Genomic DNA, 17,155 nt, shown 5'->3' with positions numbered 1-17,155 from the left:
CACCGAATCTTCTGTACCATAGGCCTTGATCACCAGATCATTGCCTACTCTCAGGAAGTGGGCATCGGCAAAGTTTGCACCTTCAAATTTCACATCGTTAAACTGATTGAGGTAAACCCAGTCATAACTTCTATCATTGATAACGTCCTGTCCATGACCCGACTGGAAGATATAGATATCTTTCTCATAATCACCGCCTGACATGACATCGTTACCGCTGCCACCAATCAAGGTATCCTGACCAGCATCGCCATTTAGCGTATCATCACCTTTACCACCCAAGAATATTTCTGATTTCGCAGTTCCATTTAGAATATCTACACCATTAGTACCTGTAATATAGTTAAGAGTAGGCGAGTATTGGGTTAAGAAGATATTTATTTCAAGTAGGGTAACATCATCAAAGTTTTCATAGTTTTTATAGAGTAAAGCTTGTAGACTTTCAAAACTTTCTTTAGGCACATCCTTGTAAATATTAATAATATGATCGGTAAACTCAACTAATTCAAAGAAGGTATTTTTAGTATCTAAAGAAAATTTGCTTTCAAATATCTGTTCAACATTCTTAAAGTTGAGAGTAAAACCAATATCACCGTTATCTTTCAAAAACCATTCTTTCTGGATTTCATCAGCATAGTTCTTATAAATGGCTGTTTGTCCGTATAAGCCTTTATAAATAGAGAAAGTGATGTTCGAATAAATATTATTAATCGATTCAGTTATCTTAAGAATATCTTTTTCAGCGATATAAAACAGTTTTTCAGTTTTTGTTCCTAAGAAACTATCAATAACACCAACTTTAGATTTAGCCTCACTGAATGCAGCTTGAACTGCAGGATTAACTTGATCAAAGCTAATTGTTGCTCCTCTATTGCCACCAGCAACTGCGACACCCTGACCACTTGAACTCACCATTGAAGCCCACAGTTTTTCTGTATACTCATGGTATGACGGATCTGTTTTCGCCCAAGCTTTTAATAGTTCAGGTAATAGACTTTTTTGCTCTTCTGATGTTTTTGCTGATTCGTACTGTCTTACCAATTGCTCCAAATCAGAAGATAAAGACATGGCCTCATGCAAATCGCGTACTCGTCCATATCCTTTTAACTCTGGTAAGTCTTTAATTTCTTTACTTACTTCAATTCTATTCGTGAATTCACTGTAGATTGAATCAAAACTGAAATTAACATCCCCCATTTTAAGAGTAGAGCCATCTGTTTTTTCATACGAGCTGACTTGTACTAAAATGTTATTTCCAGCTAAAGTGGTATTAGTATTGTTATAGGCTACATTTAAAGATTTGATACCTAAATCAGCTAAGCCAAACAATTCATTTTCTTGGCTTTTACCGTCTTGATTTAAATCTCTCCAAACTTTTAATTTAGCAAAATCTTCATCATTCGCATCAATTTTTCCATTTTTATCTGTATCTAAATCAGCTAAAGCATCGAAGCCATGCTCAGCTTTTTCACCATTTTTTAAGTAAGTATTATCACCAAAAACTTCTGTACCATCATTAATAATACCATCTGCATTACGATCGAAGACTAATAAGCCATCATGCGAACTTACCCAACCTGTTGCAGTCTTAAGACCATCCGCATCATTATCAAATAGCGCACCATTTAGCTTATTATGTGCAATCGTTTCAATACCATCGCCATCTAAATCTAAAATAAGTGGATCATAATAATAGTGATGCCCTTCACGATTTAAACCTAACCAGTCTTTAATAAAGTCAGGTGTAACATCATCCATCCATTTTGCAATATTGTTCGGATCAAATAATTTATCTAAACCAAATGGAACAGGTATACCATGATCAACAATGTGATCATAAATTTTATATAAAAGCTCACCAATCGCTTTACCACCTTGATAAGCACCGTATATGAGCAACCCACCTAAAACAACTTCACCTAAAACAGGTACACCAAGTAGACCAGCTACGACAGGAATTAATTCGGCACCTGCTGCAAATAGAACTGTACCAACAACTGCTTGTGGGCCATATTCTATTGCCTGTTCTTGAAATGGTTGCCAATTTCCAGTTTCAAGCCCAACTACCAATCCTTCAAATGTATTGTTTAGGAAATCTGCCGCCATAACACCAGCGCCAACTTTCCCACCAATTAAACTTTCACTGAGGTATTTGCCTAAATTATTTGACATTTCAGGATTAAGTTTAATTTGTCCATCAACAACATTAAGCATATTATTTTTAATAATGTCTTTAATATCCTGATGAACAGTTTCTTTAGTATTCTTTAATGAATCATATAAAGGTTGAAGATCAACATAACCAGCTTGAGAATGCTTCAAACTGCCCAAGCTTAGGTCAACTCTAGCAGAATCTACGGTGCCCTGAAGCTTTGTAATAGTATTATCTAAAAGTACTTTTTCACCTTGCAATCTAGAAATTTCACTCTGAATATTTGATTTTTCACTATCTGATAAAGCAGAGTTTTTCAAAGATTCTGTTAATTGATTGGCTTTTTGTTGGTTCTGCACTAGATCAGCAGATGAGTTAACCAATTTTTCATATACACCTGAAGGTGGTTTCTCTGTTATGCCATTTGCATAAGCTTTAGCATGGATAAGATTTTCTACGATTTGCTTTTTACTTGAATCAGACAATGTTTCCCCATTAATTAACTTTTCTAGATTACTTTTCATTAAGTTAGTTAAAGGAATAGAATCAAAGGATTGTGCTTTTATTATCTCAATAGCTTCAGCAATCGCAGTTTTGGTAAATAATTGATTTCCAGCACTCGTTTTACCCTCAGCATTTACATTTACTGATTCGTTAGCAACATTTGAATATTTCATGTCATTTTCGACATGAATTTCTAATCTAGTTTCAGCCTGTTTAAAACGCTCACTATCAGAATTAGAAAGTTGTTCAACTGTTATAGCATGTTGATTTATATAGTCATTAATACTTTGTTTAGCATTATCACCATGTAATACAATTTCGCCTGTAGCTAACCCATCTTTAAGAGTTGATTGTAGATCAAAAATTGCTATTTTTTTTTGGCTATCGTTTAAACTACTGTTATTAACAATAGATTCCACCCATTTAATTACAGCCTTATTATATTCAGGATGCTGAGTATAATGTTGTGCCGCACCAATCGGATTATCTGAAATTGGATGCCCACTGTCCTGCAAAGCTTTCGCCATTTCAGCGCGATCAGCATCTGAATATAAAGCAATACGATTATTATATGATTGCAAGGCTAGGTTTTTAGTTAAATCTTCTGATAACTCATTATCTAATATATTATTTAGCTTTTCTTTAAAGTCAGAGTTAAAGAGTTCAACAGGTAATATATGATGTACTTGGAAAGAACTTGCCATTTTAATTATTCCTAATATTATTTATTTTTTGTTATTATTTAAGGCCACATAAAAATAATTGCCAAGCATCACTAAGCTGCGCGTCATCTAAAGCTTTTTTTAGTTCATCAGATATAAAAATTGAATGATTTAACTCTGGATCTTGCCATAAATCGACATCGCAATTTACAGCTTCTTTTTTAATTGCTATTGCATGATCTGTATAATCGGCATGATACAATTTATAAAGTTGGTAACCTTCATGCTTCGTATATGAATGTTTATCTAACTCCTCGGTACAATATTCTGGAAGCAAGTAGCTTCTTAACTCAGCAATATTAAGAAAGTAATATGTTTGATCATTTACAGGTTCATTTAATTTAATATCAAAAAAAGATAATGGATAAAGAGCACTTTGCCCCAAACGAAATTTTTTAAGGACGTTAGCACATGCCTCAGTCAGAATTACAAACCCATCTTGTGTACGAAAAAAACTTGGCAACTTGACTGCTTTACCAAAGCCATGTGCATATAAAATAGTTGGTGCATCCTTTGGTTCTATTTTTTTACTTAAATGATATTGATCTACTATTTCTATTTTTGTATTACGCAGTTGCTTTCTTTGTTTTTTTTCTTCTTCTGAATCTCCTTTTATTTTGTATAGTTCAACATAGTCAAACTTATCAGGAAAAGATAAATCAAATACCCGATAGTTTTCATCAAACATTATAGTTGTAGTCCATACATTGTTAGACATAATTTTCCCCTGTGTTTTCACAAAATTAAGTTGAAGATATTAACAATTAAAATGATTTTTTATTAGATGAAAAAACCAATAAGCGACAAAATTTGTCGCTTAGATAGCTTTATTCAAATTAAACTTCACTACAAACTAAATTCATAGAGAAATTCTCAATAAAAAACAAAGCAATTAAACTAAATTTTCATAAAATATAAAACTATTTAATTTTAAATTTGTTATTAAAATTTACATTTAAATAGATCCGTCATCATTTCACTTATATTTAGATAAAAACTCTTTATAAGAAAAAATATATAAAGGATATTTTTTGTCATATAAAAATTTGTTTTCCTCTAATTTGAATCAATCCAAACCAGATAATAGTTAAGATATTCTTAATTAATTTTATATATTGATATATTCTTCAAAAAGTAGACATTCTAATTATTCCTCTAAAAATATTATCATCCCCTCCCCCAAAACCACTCCAACACTACATCCCTTTCATCCACACTATTTGAACTCAACACCTGTAGCATTAAGCCATCAATTAGGTTTAAAACCATGTTGGCATCGGGATTAAATGCATTGGTCTCCAAACTAAAGACCAAATCAAAAAGCTCTCGAAGTAGCCATTTTCGATATTCAACTGCCATGCGGTAAGCCGTTGGATGAAGCAGTTTGATTTCAAAAATAGCCTTAAACAAAAGGTGGTAAAGGCTATTTACATCAACATGTAAACGGACAATTTCTTTGAGTTTATCGGCTGCGTTTGAGTAGCGGTGTGAGTAGACAATTGCCAACACGTCTTCTTTCAGGCGGCTTTTTTGAAAGATGATACACATTTCGATCAGGCGTTCTTTCGAGTGAAAATAGTTGTAAAGCGTGCCTTTGGTGATTTTGGTTTCTTTTGCAATCAGGTCTACGCCTACATTATGGAACCCATGATTTGTAATGAGTTGGATGGTGGTTTGAACAACCTGTAATTTTTTGGAAGATATTTTTGTTGACATAGTTTTACCGTTTTAAATTTTTGTTGTTTCTAAATGAGATAAAAAGCCTGTGCCCTTTCTGGGAGAAAAAAAGGCACAGCAAAGCCGTAAGACGGTGCTTGGCACATCTCAAGTTTTATTGTTGATATAAGTTTTTAGCCGTAATGACTTAAAGTCTGAAAAGCGGTTAAGCCTTCAAACTGTTTAAAGATGAATTAAGTGGTGTCGTTATAGCTTTTGGCATTGAGTGCCAAGAAATGATGGATGTGCATAGCCAACTCCTGATTTTTGGAGTTCTGCCAGAGCATTCATTTGGAATTATGGTGGCAGAACGAAAGAGGGTTAGCAGACTGGCTTTGAGAACCCAGCACACCCGAAGGTGTCCCCCTTCCGTCCTACCTCTACAAAAAGGGAGACGAGTGGGTCTACATCAAAAAAACGAGTTTTTTCAATGTCCTCAAAGAACGGTCTGCTAAAACCGACTGGCAATGTGGCCAGCAGGCAAAGGATAATCTGAGAGTTTAGAAGTGTCAATATAGCTTTTATGACAAGTATTTAAATTTATTATTATTTTTCATTAGATTAACTTAATTATTATTTTATATATTATATTTAATTATATTTTTATAATTAAATGAAGCGATCCATGCTTATTTATTTCTATCTTTTAACTTTTAATGTGAGAGTACACAGCAGAACTTCGGTTTAGACAATTTCAGTCTGCCCCACTTGGTGATAAGCACGGTTAAAATAAACCAAACTTTGGTCATGCTGGCTTTGTTTAATCGCAACAATCGGACAAATAAGAATGGTGTGTGTGCCGACTTGTTGAATTTGTTCAATCTCACAATCGAAACTCACCAAAGCATCATCTAACACAGGTGAACCCGTTTCTAACTCAATCCATGCGCCATGTTTAAAGCGTTCTTCTGGAGTCAGCTTAGACGAAAATGCTTTTGAAATATGTTCGTGGTGTGCACCTAAAACATTCACAGTTAAGATTTTGTTATCTAGGAAATGTGCATGTGAACTCGCAGATTGGTTCATACAGACCAATAATGTCGGCGGTGTGTCAGTCACACTACAAACAGCAGAGGCAGTAAATCCAAAACGGCCAGACATGCCTGCCGTAGTCACAACACTAACCGCACTTGTGAGTAAAGACATTGCATTTCTAAAGTCTGTTGCTTGAACCATGACATTATTCCTAAATTGAATCGTACCTTTTCCTGAGTGTTTGCTATACCGCCCAACTCCATCAGGAAGGTACTTTATCGACATGCATTCTGAGTAGAACGACATGTAGTAAGTAAAATGAGGGTTACTTGTTTGATTATCAACTGCCATCAAAAAAGTAACCCTTTATACCACTTATTGGTAAATATTAAGCAGAGAGTTCAAAACCCGTAAGTTCTCTACGAACGATTTCTGCACCTGCACTTAAGGCATTTAACTTGCCACGTGCCACTTCACGTGAAAGAGGCGCCATACCGCAGTTTGTGCAAGGATAAAGCTTATCAGCATCTACAAACTGAAGTGCTTTACGAAGTGTGTTCGCCACTTCTTCTGGTGTTTCAATTTGGTTAGATGCAACATCAATTGCGCCAACCATGACTTTTTTACCGCGAATAAGTTCGAGTAAATCGATAGGCACATGCGAGTTGTGACATTCTAACGAGATGATATCGATGTTAGATTTTTGCAGTTTCGGGAAAGCTTCTTCGTACTGGCGCCATTCCGAACCTAATGTCTTTTTCCAGTCAGTGTTGGCTTTAATGCCGTAACCATAGCAAATGTGGACCGCAGTTTCACACTTAAGACCTTCAATTGCACGCTCTAAAGTCGCAACGCCCCAATCATTTACTTCATCAAAGAAGACGTTAAATGCAGGTTCGTCAAACTGAATAATGTCTACACCAGCAGCTTCTAACTCACGCGCTTCTTGGTTCAAAATTTTAGCAAATTCCCAAGCAAGTTTTTCACGGCTTTTGTAGTGACCATCGTAAAGCGTATCAATCATAGTCATTGGGCCAGGTAACGCCCACTTAATTGGTTGATTGGTTTGCTGACGTAAAAACTTAGCATCTTCAACAAACACAGGCTTTTGACGAGATACTGCACCCACGACAGACGGTACGCTTGCATCGTAACGGTCACGAATTCGAACTGTTTCGCGCTTCTCAAAATCTACGCCATTTAAGTGTTCAATAAACGTGGTCACAAAGTGTTGGCGGGTTTGTTCGCCATCGCTCACAATGTCGATGCCAGCAAGTTGTTGTTCGTGCAACGCCAAACGTAACGCGTCTTTTTTACCTTCAATCAGGCCTTCGTTTTCGAGTTTCCAAGGCGACCAAAGCTTTTCAGGTTCTGCAAGCCAAGACGGTTTAGGTAAGCTGCCAGCAGTTGAAGTTGGTAATAGTTTTTTCATGATCAATGACCCGTATGTTGATTAATTAGGAGCGTAATTAGCAGACCACTGCTCAAGAATCGCTTGGTATGGTTTGATAAATTGCTCTTCAACAAACTTCCCTTGCTCAATAGCGAGGCGGCTACGTTCTTCACGGTCATACACAATTCGAGTAAGTGAGTAATCTTCGTTCTTCAAGCTTGGCTGATAAGACTGTCCAGCCACTGAATTTGCGTTGTAAATTTCAGGGCGGTAAATCTTTTGGAACGATTCCATGGTGCTGATGGTGCTGATCAACTCAAGGTTGGTGTAATCACTCAGCAAATCACCCGTAAAATAGAACGCCAAAGGTGCAGCACTGTTTTTAGGCATGAAATAGCGAACTTTTAAGCCCATTTTTTGGAAATATTCATCAGTTAATGAATAGTCTTCTTGCTTGTATTCAACACCTAAAACAGGATGTTCATTTTCAGTACGATGGTACTCTTTAGTTGTTGAAACACTTAAGCAAATCACAGGTGCCTTTTTAAAGTTGGCTTTGTAAGTTTCAGAGTTAATAAAGCTCTTAAACAAGTTACCGTGCAATTCACCAAACTTCTCTGGCGTGCTAAAGGTAGACTGATTTTTATTGTGGTCTAGCAATAGCACACTAAAGTCATAATCACGTACATAAGACGAGAAGTTATTGCCTACAATGCCTTCAATACGTTCATTAGTCTTTTTATCAACAATATTGGTTTTCAATATTTCGATTAAAGGAAGCGCACTGTTTTGGCTTGCAGCATCAACATTCATTTCAACTGAAATGATTTCAAGTTCAACGCCATAGCGGTCGCCTTTAGGGTTGTCCCAATGAGCTAAGGCATTAAAACGATTGTCGATCATCTGTAATGTGTTGCGCAGATTCTCTTGACGGCTCATCCCTCTCGCTAAGTTAGCAAAGTTGGTTGTAATACGCGTATTGTCTGCTGGACGATAGTTTTCATCGAAACAAATACTCTTAATCGTAAATGTAAATTCTTTACTCATTTTGATCAGTACCCTAATTTCTGAGATAAACCTAAAAATATTTCGAACTCTTTTTAAACTTTCCAGCCTTGTCAGATTTGTGCCTTAAGGTCTTATCAAAAGTGAATGACTGGAACGCTTCAGAGCGTGAATAGATTTATACCGCAATCACAACATGAATAAAAATGATTTAGTCTCATTCAAAACTGAGTGAAATTCATGTTTAAGGTTTAATAAAGAAGTAGTAAGTTAAATATTTTTCATCTTTGGAAATTTTAGACAGCAGAAATTCATTATAGGGCGCTCGAAAAGCACCTTAATCATTTTAAATATTTATTATTACTTTCAACAAGTTAATTAGTATAAATTTAGATTGAATGGCTAGACTTAAAGTAATTTATGCTGACTCTCATTCATCTCTGTTTTTAGCCATTCTAAAAATATGGTTTTACGTGAATCTTCCTCAAAAGCGCTATGAGAAAGTAAAAAATAGGCTGAATTATCTTGTGCAACAGGTGAAATTTTTTTCAGTAAGTTCCACTCAAGCTCTTTTTCAATCATATAAATTGAGATGACTGTAGCTCCGAGTCCAGCCAAACAACCTTCTAAACATAAATAAAAATGTTCGAGTTCAACTTTAGCGTAGCCCTTTAGACTTTGCTTTAACTCAGCAATGCGACTCATGCTTTTGAAAAAATTCGGTCTAGAGGTCGAGATGAGTACGTCGTTTGTTTCCGATGGCTTGGTTGCTTGAACTAGAGAGATATATTCATCGGCAATTTTTTCGCTATAGATATGCTCTCCCCAATCAAAATCATTTCTGCGAATCGCGATATCAATATTATCTTTTTCAAAATCGACCACGCCGCCTGCGGTAAGTAGCACAACCTCAAAATCATGACCGAGCTTTTTAAACTTCGACAAACGCGGAATGAGCCATTTCATTGAAAGAGTCGGTTCACACGACAAAACCAATTGTTTGTTCTGAGTTTTAGGCTGGCTGAGTTGAATCAAACATTCATCGAGTTGACCAAAAACTTGATGGCAACAACTCAATAAAGTTTCACCCTGCTCGGTCATCACAAGTGTTTTGTTTTTTCGATCGAATAAAGCCGTATTTAAAGCTTCTTCTAAATTATAAATCTGTTTACTGACCGCACTTTGTGTCACAAATAATTTCTTTGCAGCTAAAGTGACACTGCCATACTTCGCCACAAAATAGAAAAATTTTAATGAATTCAGCGATATTCTTTCGATCATTCCAAAAACTCATAGATATGTAGTCGTTTTTATCGATTTTTATTTCTAGGTTTCTGTTCAAAATAAAAATCATCTTTATTAAATCCTATTTTAGATGATGAAAAACATATTGAATATCTATATCTATCTTCGAAAACCTGAAGCCCCAGCATCTCTTACAAAAAGAATAGTAACTTTAAGGAATGCTTTTACCTTCTTACATACATTCCAAAAAGTACAGATGAATTCCCTCTTGTTCAGTGAGGGTACAAGATAATGGCAGAGTTTATTGCAGTTATTTTGATTACGATTTTGGCAGTGGTAAGCCCCGGAGCTGACTTCGCGATCGTTACCAAAAATAGTTATCTGTACGGTAGAAGAATAGGTGTGTTCACTTCACTCGGGATATCGCTTGGCGTGTTGGTGCATGTGACCTATACGCTAGTTGCCGTTGCCTTTGTGATGACTTATACACCGCAAATTTTGAATATTGTGAAGTATATTGGCGCGCTTTACCTGATCTATATTGGCTATAAAACTTTTACGCAAAAACCTGTTTTAGACACCGCTGCCTTAACGTCTATAGGTACTTTGCAAGCCATAAAATACGGCTTTTTTACCAATGCCCTCAACCCTAAAACCACGCTTTTTGTAATTAGTACCTATACACAAATTGTGAGTTTAACTACACCTAAAACCATTCTTTTGGCTTATGGCCTTTTTATGTCTTTTGCCCATTTTGTATGGTTTTCACTGGTAGCTGTACTGTTTTCATCAATGCTGTTGAGACAAAAAATGTTAGCCAAACAAGTGCAGATTAATAAGGTGATTGGTTCAATTTTATGTGTTTTAGGGGTGATTTTGCTTTTTACCAAGTTTCAGTAGAGTCATGTTTAAGAAAACCACTTGATCACAGAATTGATTAGCTAAAATTGATGGCTCGAACCAGCGTACTCCCATCTAGTTCGGCCTTGCAGTTGTTATACCCGTCTTTACAATTTCAGAAATGATCTAATTTAAGCATCACTGGCTGGTAACCGAGATGATTATTTGTTTGCCCCATTTATCATGACATTTTTTTGTGCAACCAGAGACTTGCCTGACTTCATACCAATAATAAGCGCAAGCAAAATTATTGATATAGATGCCCATCCCCAAGCACTAGGCTTTTGATGAAGTATAAGTACAGAGCTAATCGTTCCAAATACAGGAATAAGGAGTGACAAAGGCGCAACTCTCGATACTGGATATTTACGCAATAGAAGATTCCAACCCCAATAGCAGAAATGGGTAGCTGCATACACTTGGAATATTAAAGAAAATACTTCTACGGCCCCAATACTAGACAGTAACGTGATAAATGGAACCGTCCCATGCCACCACCAAGTCAGCAACAACAGAGGAATGGGTGAAAAAACACTTGCCCATACAACAAAAGCAAAGATCTGTTTAACGTTGGATAGCTTAATGATGATATTTCCAATACTCCAAGCTATCGCGCTGATCATGATCAGAATAAAACCAAAGGTCGTGGACTTAGCTGGACTTTCGATCAAGATACAAACCAAGCCAACGGCAGCCAACAAAATGCCAATAAGTTGTGATCTGGTTAGCCTTTCACCAAACAACAATACTCCCCAGCCAAGCGTAAAAAACGCGCTGAACTGTATGAGTAGAGATGCACTAGCAGGTGGTACTCCCATTGAAATACCAAGATTGATCAATGCCCACATAACCACACCAAAAATCAATCCGTATGCCACCAGCCAATGCATTGCCACTTGAGGCCGTTTTACAAAAAAAACTAATGGAAATGCAGTAAATGAGAAACGAATGGCCGTTAAAATTAATGGATCAATTCTGGCTAGCCCTAGCTTAGTTATTGGAAAGTTGAGCCCCCATATTGCTGTTACCAATACGGCAAGGATCAGGTGTTTTCTACGCATAGATTAGTGGCCTTTATTCTGTAATTAAGAAAAACTTCATTTGCTTCCGAATAAAGATGCCACTAACCGACTTGGCCTGCTTTCACTTTAAGGTCAAATATGATTAAAATTGGGCCATGCAAAAAGATCCCTATGATTTAAATGAGAACACACCTTTCGATCTAATAGTGACGAAGAAGGACTACGTTGATGGTGAGTTATTCCCCAAGCATAGTCATCGGAGAGGACAATTCGCTTATGCTGCCAGCGGTGTCATCACGGTAGAAACAGCCTTGGGTAATTGGGCAGTTCCACCGCACAGAGCAATCTGGGTGCCAGCAGAAGTTCCCCATGCCATGCACATGCGTGGCCCCGTGACAATGCTAAATAGCTATATTCATCCACAAGCTGCACAGCGTTTGGGTTTTCCCATTCATTGCCAAGTTTTTGGAGTATCGCCATTAGTTCAACAACTCCTTAAGAACGCTGTCGACGTACCTACCGATTTCCCTGCCAATGAACGAGATAACTACCTAATGGGGCTGTTGCTCCATGAAATAGCAAAAATGCCTCCGCTATCCCTTAATGCTCCAATACCTAACGAACCACGTCTGGCACGAGCATGTCATGAGTTTTTAAATGCGCCTTCTTTAGACATGGGAATTGATGATATGGCAGAACGTTGCGGTATGAGTCGCCGTACCTTCACGCGACAATTTCGCCTGCATACTGGAATTAGTTTCACTGAATGGCGACAACAGGCTTGTCTGTTGGCTGCCATAGTTAGATTGGGAAACGGTGAGTCCATCACACATGTCGCGATGGAAATTGGTTATAGCAGCCCTAGTGCTTTCTCGATGACTTTCAAAAGGGTGTTGGGTGAAAGTCCCAGCCAATTTGCTAAGTTTCAATAAATCCATTTAATTTTTCAGAAACTTTCATATTTTTTGCTGTTAATATTAAAACGCATGATAGATTTTCCAATCCTTCATATTTCTATAAATCAAGGATGATGAGCGAATACATTTATTATGGAAATCAAGCAAATAAAATATTTTTTGACGGTGGTTGAAGCAGGCAGTATTGGCAAAGCTGCTCAAAAACTCGATGTCGGTGCGTCAGCAATCAGTCAACAAATTAGCAAGCTAGAACAAGAGCTAAGCATTCGCCTATTACAGCGTAATGCTTTTGGCGTGACCCCGACACCCGCAGGTCTCGCCTTTTTAAAACATTCTCAACTTATTTTACGTCAGATTAACTTTGCGGTAGATGCTGCTCATTCGGCACGGCTTTCAGGCCATGTCAGCCTTGGTTTTCCACCGACCATTACCGCTTTAATTGGCATCCCTTTAATGAAATTAATGTCTGAACGCTATCCAGACATTCGTCTAGAAATTGTGGAAACCTTGTCGGGCAATCTAATTCAGTCAATTAATTCGCGTCAGCTTGATATTGCCATTATTTTTACCAATGAAATTGATAAACAGTGGTCTATACAGCCTTTGGTCCGCGAACAAATGTATTTAATGGCACGCAAAGAAGTGCTTGAAAAATATGGTCTTGCTGACTGCATCAAAAGTGGAATTATTCAATCTCAACAAATTGGTGACATTCCCTTGGTGTTGCCACGGCAGCGTCATAGCTTAAGAAAGCTGCTTGAGCACAAGATTGGGCAGCTTAATGTCGTCTATGAAATTGATGGTCTACACTTACTCATGGACAGTCTGATTCACCTTGACCTTGCAAGTGTCCGCCCCGGAAGTGCTTGTCTGCAAGAATACAAACACCAACTTCAATTACTAAAATTAATCGACCCTGAAGTTGAGCGAATCAATTACTTGGTGAGCCTTGCCGAAGAAGAATTATCACCTGCTGCACTCGCTGCAAAATCGGCAATTAAAGCCTGTGTGAAAGAATTGATTCAAAACCAAATTTGGCCGTGTTCTGAAATTATTTTATAAAGGGTCATTAATTTTATTAAATACCTAATTAATTTTGCCCTCTCACTCCCTCCTGCTTTTTAAGATTACATTTTCATCTGAATGATAAGTGAATTTCTGTTTATCGAATTATAGATGTGTAGTTTGAACTGGAAACAAGGCATCACATTTTCTACGAAGAACACCTTTAAATCTCATCTCTAACCCATGTGCTATTTAGGTTTATTGAATGAGTAGATTTAAGGCGCTCTATTGAAAATCGTGAATGTTTCCATTTTGTCAGGCCAAGGAGGTCTCCAATGGATGTCGTTAATAACCGTAGGGCTACTTTTAAAAAAATATTAAATGTAACGAGTGGCAACTTTTTAGAACAGTACGATTTTTTTCTTTTTGGTTTCTATGCCACTTATATCGCAGCAAAATTTTTCCACTCTGAAAATGAATATGTCTCTTTAATGATGACATTTACCGTGTTTGCGGCAGGCTTTCTTATGCGTCCTCTCGGCGCTATTTTCTTGGGTGCCTATGTCGACAGAATTGGTCGCCGTAAAGGTTTGATTGTGACTTTAAGCTTGATGGCCTTGGGTACCATTTTAATTACCTTTGTACCGAGTTACGACACCATTGGTATTATGGCCCCAATTTTGGTGGTGATAGGACGTCTACTACAAGGCTTCTCGGCAGGTGTTGAAACTGGCGGTGTATCGGTTTATCTCGCAGAGATTGCAACCGATAAAAACCGTGGATTTATCACAAGCTGGCAATCTGGCAGCCAACAAATTGCGGTTGTATTTGCAGCACTACTTGGCTACTGGCTCAACACCATTTTAACTCATGCGCAAGTGAGTGAATGGGGCTGGCGCATTCCGTTCTTAATTGGTTGTTTGATTATTCCTTTAATCTTCTGGTTCCGTCGTACTTTAGAGGAAACTGAAGCTTTTAAAGCGCAAAAAACTCATCCATCAACCAAAGAAATTTTCAGCATACTGGCGAGCAATTGGCGCATCGTACTTGCTGGCATGATGATGAGTGCCATGACCACAACCACTTTCTACTTTATTACGGTTTACACCACGGTGTATGCAAAACGTACTTTAGAAATGTCGGTTACAGACAGTCTTTTAGCCACTGTATTTGTGGGTTTATCAAATTTCTTCTGGTTACCAATGGGTGGCTTACTTTCAGACAAAATTGGCCGTCGTCCAGTTTTAGTCGGTATTACAACCCTTGCCATCTTTACAACGTATCCAGTTTTAAACTGGTTGGTGAGTGACATTAGCTTTACCAATCTGATTATTACGCTTGCTTACTTCTCTTTCTTCTTTGGTCTGTACAACGGCACCATGGTCGCAACGCTTGCCGAAGTAATGCCAAAACGCGTACGTACAGTCGGCTTCTCTTTAGCGTTCAGCCTTGCAGCAGCTATTTTTGGTGGCATGACTCCAATTGCATGTACATATCTAGTTGAACACACAGGCAACGCAAGTACACCAGCATTCTGGCTGATGTTAGCAGCGGTATGTAGCTTAATCTCAAGCTTATATCTATGTCGTGGTTCTAAGCAGAAGAATGCTGACTCGATTGCTGAACCTGCGAAGGTTAGCGCTTAAAACAACAACTTAACCTGAAATTTTAATGAACAGTACGGCGCATATTGCAGCCGTACTGTGCTCTCCTATCATTAAAGCGAGATACTATGAAAAAGTCACCTATCTTCATGACCATTTGCCTAGCTGGTGCAGGCTTAGGCTCAACCCTTGCTAACGCAGATACACTCGAAGTGATTAGCTCAGGCGGTTTCTATTCATCTATGGAAAAACTCATTCCAATATTTGAAAAACAAACTGGTCATACGGTTCACCTTTCATCTGGTTCATCAATGGGCGCGTCGCCAACTGCGATTCCAAATCGACTCGATCGTGGTGAACATTTTGATGTGGTGGTGTTGGCTGCTCCTGAACTGAACAAGCTCGCAGAAAAAGGTTATGTCGACTCAAATTCACAAAGTGCTTTAGTCAATTCAAGTATTGGCATGGCTGTGCCTAAAGGTGCGCCAAAACCAGATATTAGCTCTGCGGCAAAATTTGAAAAAGTTTTATTAAATGCTAAGCATATTGGCTATTCAGCAAGTGCAAGCGGTACACATCTTGAAAAAGATGTTTTCCCAAGCTTCCCACCTGTCGAATACAAAGTGATTTCTGGTAAAGCTGAAAAAGTAGTAGGTGATCGTGTTGCAAAACGTATTGCTGAAGGTCAGTTTGATATTGGCTTCCAACAAGTTAGTGAAATCAAACCTTTTACTGGCAAATATGGTCAAGTTGATTTAGTCGGCCCAATTCCTGCGCCTTATCAAAAAGTCACTGTATTTGCAGCGGGCATTGGTAAAAACTCTGAACATGAAAAAGTCGCAAAAGAGCTCATCAAATTTGTGAAATCACCACAAGCAACACAAATTATTGAAGAACAGGGTCTGGAGCAGGTTAAACAATAAAAGCTCTAAAAGGCAACGTCTTGAGGTGATGTTGCCTTTACTCTGTTGGTGGTTTACTCAGCCTAATAGAACAAAATGTATAGCGATAAACCAGTGTAGAATAATCAATAAAGGTTAAAGTAGTATTTGCCGTGGAACTCAAACAATTAAAGTATTTTATTGCGGTCATCGAGTCAGGAAGCTTGGGTAAAGCTGCAAAAAATCTCGATATTGGAACTTCCGCATTAAGTCAGCAAATCTCAAAATTAGAAAGCGAGCTTTCTATTCGCCTTTTACAACGTACTGCTTTGGGTACAGTTCCCACCCCTGCGGGTTTAGCTTTTTTTCAACAGGTTCAACTGGCGCTTAGACACTTAGATCATGCCGTAGATTCTGCACACTCTTCACGTTTAAGTGGTCATGTCACCGTCGGTTTTTCGCCAAGTGTCGCGTCGGTTATTGGTACACACTTTTTAAAACTCATGAGAAACCGTTATCCCGACATTAAAGTCCGTCTAATTGAAGGCTTATCGGGTGACCTCAAGGCCTTAGTTAATGCAAGGCAGCTCGATGTTGCCATCATCTTTAGTGACGATGTCGACCCACAGTGGGCCATACAGCCTTTAGTCAAAGAACAGATGTTTTTAATCTCGCCTAAAGAAGTGCTGAGTCAGTACCATCTTGAAAGCTGCATAGACACTCAAACGATTACCCATTCGCAGCTTAAAAAACTTCCCCTGATTTTACCGAGCCAACGACATGGACTACGTTTGTTGCTCGAACAGAAAATTCATCAACTTAAAGTGGCCTATGAAATTGATGGGCTACATTTGCTAATGGAAAGCATTAGCCAACTCGAAATGGCAACCATCCAACCTGCGGGTGCCTCATTAAACTCACGGCAAGACCTATGTTTACTACGTATTGTAGAACCTGCTATTGAGCGTATTAACTATTTAATTAGTCTGTCTGAAGAAGAACTCTCGCCTGCTACTTTAGCCACCAAAGTAGTGATTCGTGCTTGTGTGACCAACCTGATTAATGAAAAGCGCTGGCCCGGTGCGAAAATCATAAACACTTAAGCCATTAGTGT

At 38.0% G+C, this 17,155-nt stretch carries 14 protein-coding genes; 6 read left to right on the top strand and 8 right to left on the bottom strand.

Features of this window, described 5'->3' with window-relative positions:
• The 7 genes from WA249_RS17340 to WA249_RS17310 form a co-directional block, all read right to left on the bottom strand.
• Positions 1–3,360: calcium-binding protein (locus tag WA249_RS17340; RefSeq protein ID WP_442891995.1), on the bottom strand; the 3,360-nt coding region annotated here is incomplete at its 3' end.
• 34 nt (positions 3,361–3,394) lie between these two features.
• Complete coding sequence (locus WA249_RS17335) at positions 3,395–4,096, bottom strand: hypothetical protein (RefSeq protein ID WP_336170548.1); 702 nt, start codon at positions 4,094–4,096, stop codon at positions 3,395–3,397.
• A 449-nt stretch (positions 4,097–4,545) separates the two neighbouring features.
• Positions 4,546–5,094 (bottom strand): TetR/AcrR family transcriptional regulator, encoded by a 549-nt coding sequence (locus tag WA249_RS17330; RefSeq protein ID WP_336170546.1) that lies wholly within the window; start codon positions 5,092–5,094, stop codon positions 4,546–4,548.
• Between the two features lie 684 nt (positions 5,095–5,778).
• On the bottom strand, positions 5,779–6,270 hold the full coding sequence (locus WA249_RS17325; RefSeq protein WP_042896825.1) for a flavin reductase: 492 nt from the start codon (positions 6,268–6,270) through the stop codon (positions 5,779–5,781).
• 187 nt (positions 6,271–6,457) lie between these two features.
• Positions 6,458–7,501: a methionine synthase gene (locus tag WA249_RS17320; protein ID WP_005048816.1), complete on the bottom strand. Its 1,044-nt coding sequence runs from the start codon at positions 7,499–7,501 to the stop codon at positions 6,458–6,460.
• Positions 7,502–7,522: 21 nt separating this feature from the next.
• Positions 7,523–8,509: a DUF1852 domain-containing protein gene (locus tag WA249_RS17315; protein ID WP_336170543.1), complete on the bottom strand. Its 987-nt coding sequence runs from the start codon at positions 8,507–8,509 to the stop codon at positions 7,523–7,525.
• A gap of 366 nt (positions 8,510–8,875) precedes the next feature.
• Positions 8,876–9,748, bottom strand: a complete 873-nt coding sequence (locus WA249_RS17310; protein ID WP_336170541.1) for a LysR family transcriptional regulator — start codon at positions 9,746–9,748, stop codon at positions 8,876–8,878.
• Between the two features lie 255 nt (positions 9,749–10,003).
• On the opposite strand from WA249_RS17310, the gene WA249_RS17305 reads away from it, so the two are divergent.
• On the top strand, positions 10,004–10,612 hold the full coding sequence (locus WA249_RS17305; RefSeq protein WP_336170540.1) for a LysE family translocator: 609 nt from the start codon (positions 10,004–10,006) through the stop codon (positions 10,610–10,612).
• Positions 10,613–10,773: 161 nt separating this feature from the next.
• On the opposite strand, the gene WA249_RS17300 is transcribed toward WA249_RS17305, so the two are convergent.
• Positions 10,774–11,673 carry an EamA family transporter gene (locus tag WA249_RS17300; protein WP_336170538.1) on the bottom strand — a complete coding sequence of 300 codons (900 nt, stop codon included), beginning with the start codon at positions 11,671–11,673 and terminating at the stop codon, positions 10,774–10,776.
• Between the two features lie 116 nt (positions 11,674–11,789).
• On the opposite strand from WA249_RS17300, the gene WA249_RS17295 reads away from it, so the two are divergent.
• The 5 genes from WA249_RS17295 to WA249_RS17275 all read left to right on the top strand — a co-directional run bounded on the left by WA249_RS17295 (position 11,790) and on the right by WA249_RS17275 (position 17,144).
• The gene (locus tag WA249_RS17295; protein WP_336170536.1) at positions 11,790–12,566 is read left to right on the top strand and encodes an AraC family transcriptional regulator; all 777 of its coding nucleotides are present in this window, start codon (positions 11,790–11,792) and stop codon (positions 12,564–12,566) included.
• Between the two features lie 117 nt (positions 12,567–12,683).
• Positions 12,684–13,613, top strand: coding sequence for a LysR family transcriptional regulator (locus WA249_RS17290; protein WP_199968076.1), 930 nt, complete (start codon positions 12,684–12,686; stop codon positions 13,611–13,613).
• Between the two features lie 278 nt (positions 13,614–13,891).
• Positions 13,892–15,202, top strand: a complete 1,311-nt coding sequence (locus WA249_RS17285; RefSeq protein ID WP_336170533.1) for an MFS transporter — start codon at positions 13,892–13,894, stop codon at positions 15,200–15,202.
• A gap of 86 nt (positions 15,203–15,288) precedes the next feature.
• Complete coding sequence (locus WA249_RS17280) at positions 15,289–16,083, top strand: substrate-binding domain-containing protein (protein ID WP_336170531.1); 795 nt, start codon at positions 15,289–15,291, stop codon at positions 16,081–16,083.
• Between the two features lie 131 nt (positions 16,084–16,214).
• Positions 16,215–17,144, top strand: coding sequence for a LysR family transcriptional regulator (locus WA249_RS17275; RefSeq protein ID WP_336170529.1), 930 nt, complete (start codon positions 16,215–16,217; stop codon positions 17,142–17,144).
• Positions 17,145–17,155 lie beyond the last annotated feature (11 nt).

The sequence above is a fragment of the Acinetobacter sp. 161(2023) genome (genome assembly GCF_037027805.1).
GTDB lineage: Bacteria > Pseudomonadota > Gammaproteobacteria > Pseudomonadales > Moraxellaceae > Acinetobacter.
This window is presented reverse-complemented; position numbering and strand designations above follow the sequence as displayed.

Bases quoted from the DNA above. Each gene is read 5' to 3' on its own strand.
- WA249_RS17330 (WP_336170546.1), bottom strand. From the start codon at position 5,094: ATGTCAACAAAAATATCTTCCAAAAAATTACAGGTTGTTCAAACCACC.
- WA249_RS17280 (WP_336170531.1), top strand. From the start codon at position 15,289: ATGAAAAAGTCACCTATCTTCATGACCATTTGCCTAGCTGGTGCAGGC.
- WA249_RS17300 (WP_336170538.1), bottom strand. From the start codon at position 11,673: ATGCGTAGAAAACACCTGATCCTTGCCGTATTGGTAACAGCAATATGG.
- WA249_RS17315 (WP_336170543.1), bottom strand. From the start codon at position 8,509: ATGAGTAAAGAATTTACATTTACGATTAAGAGTATTTGTTTCGATGAA.
- WA249_RS17285 (WP_336170533.1), top strand. From the start codon at position 13,892: ATGGATGTCGTTAATAACCGTAGGGCTACTTTTAAAAAAATATTAAAT.
- WA249_RS17310 (WP_336170541.1), bottom strand. From the start codon at position 9,748: ATGATCGAAAGAATATCGCTGAATTCATTAAAATTTTTCTATTTTGTG.
- WA249_RS17320 (WP_005048816.1), bottom strand. From the start codon at position 7,501: ATGAAAAAACTATTACCAACTTCAACTGCTGGCAGCTTACCTAAACCG.
- WA249_RS17335 (WP_336170548.1), bottom strand. From the start codon at position 4,096: ATGTCTAACAATGTATGGACTACAACTATAATGTTTGATGAAAACTAT.
- WA249_RS17305 (WP_336170540.1), top strand. From the start codon at position 10,004: ATGGCAGAGTTTATTGCAGTTATTTTGATTACGATTTTGGCAGTGGTA.
- WA249_RS17325 (WP_042896825.1), bottom strand. From the start codon at position 6,270: ATGGTTCAAGCAACAGACTTTAGAAATGCAATGTCTTTACTCACAAGT.
- WA249_RS17295 (WP_336170536.1), top strand. From the start codon at position 11,790: ATGCAAAAAGATCCCTATGATTTAAATGAGAACACACCTTTCGATCTA.
- WA249_RS17290 (WP_199968076.1), top strand. From the start codon at position 12,684: ATGGAAATCAAGCAAATAAAATATTTTTTGACGGTGGTTGAAGCAGGC.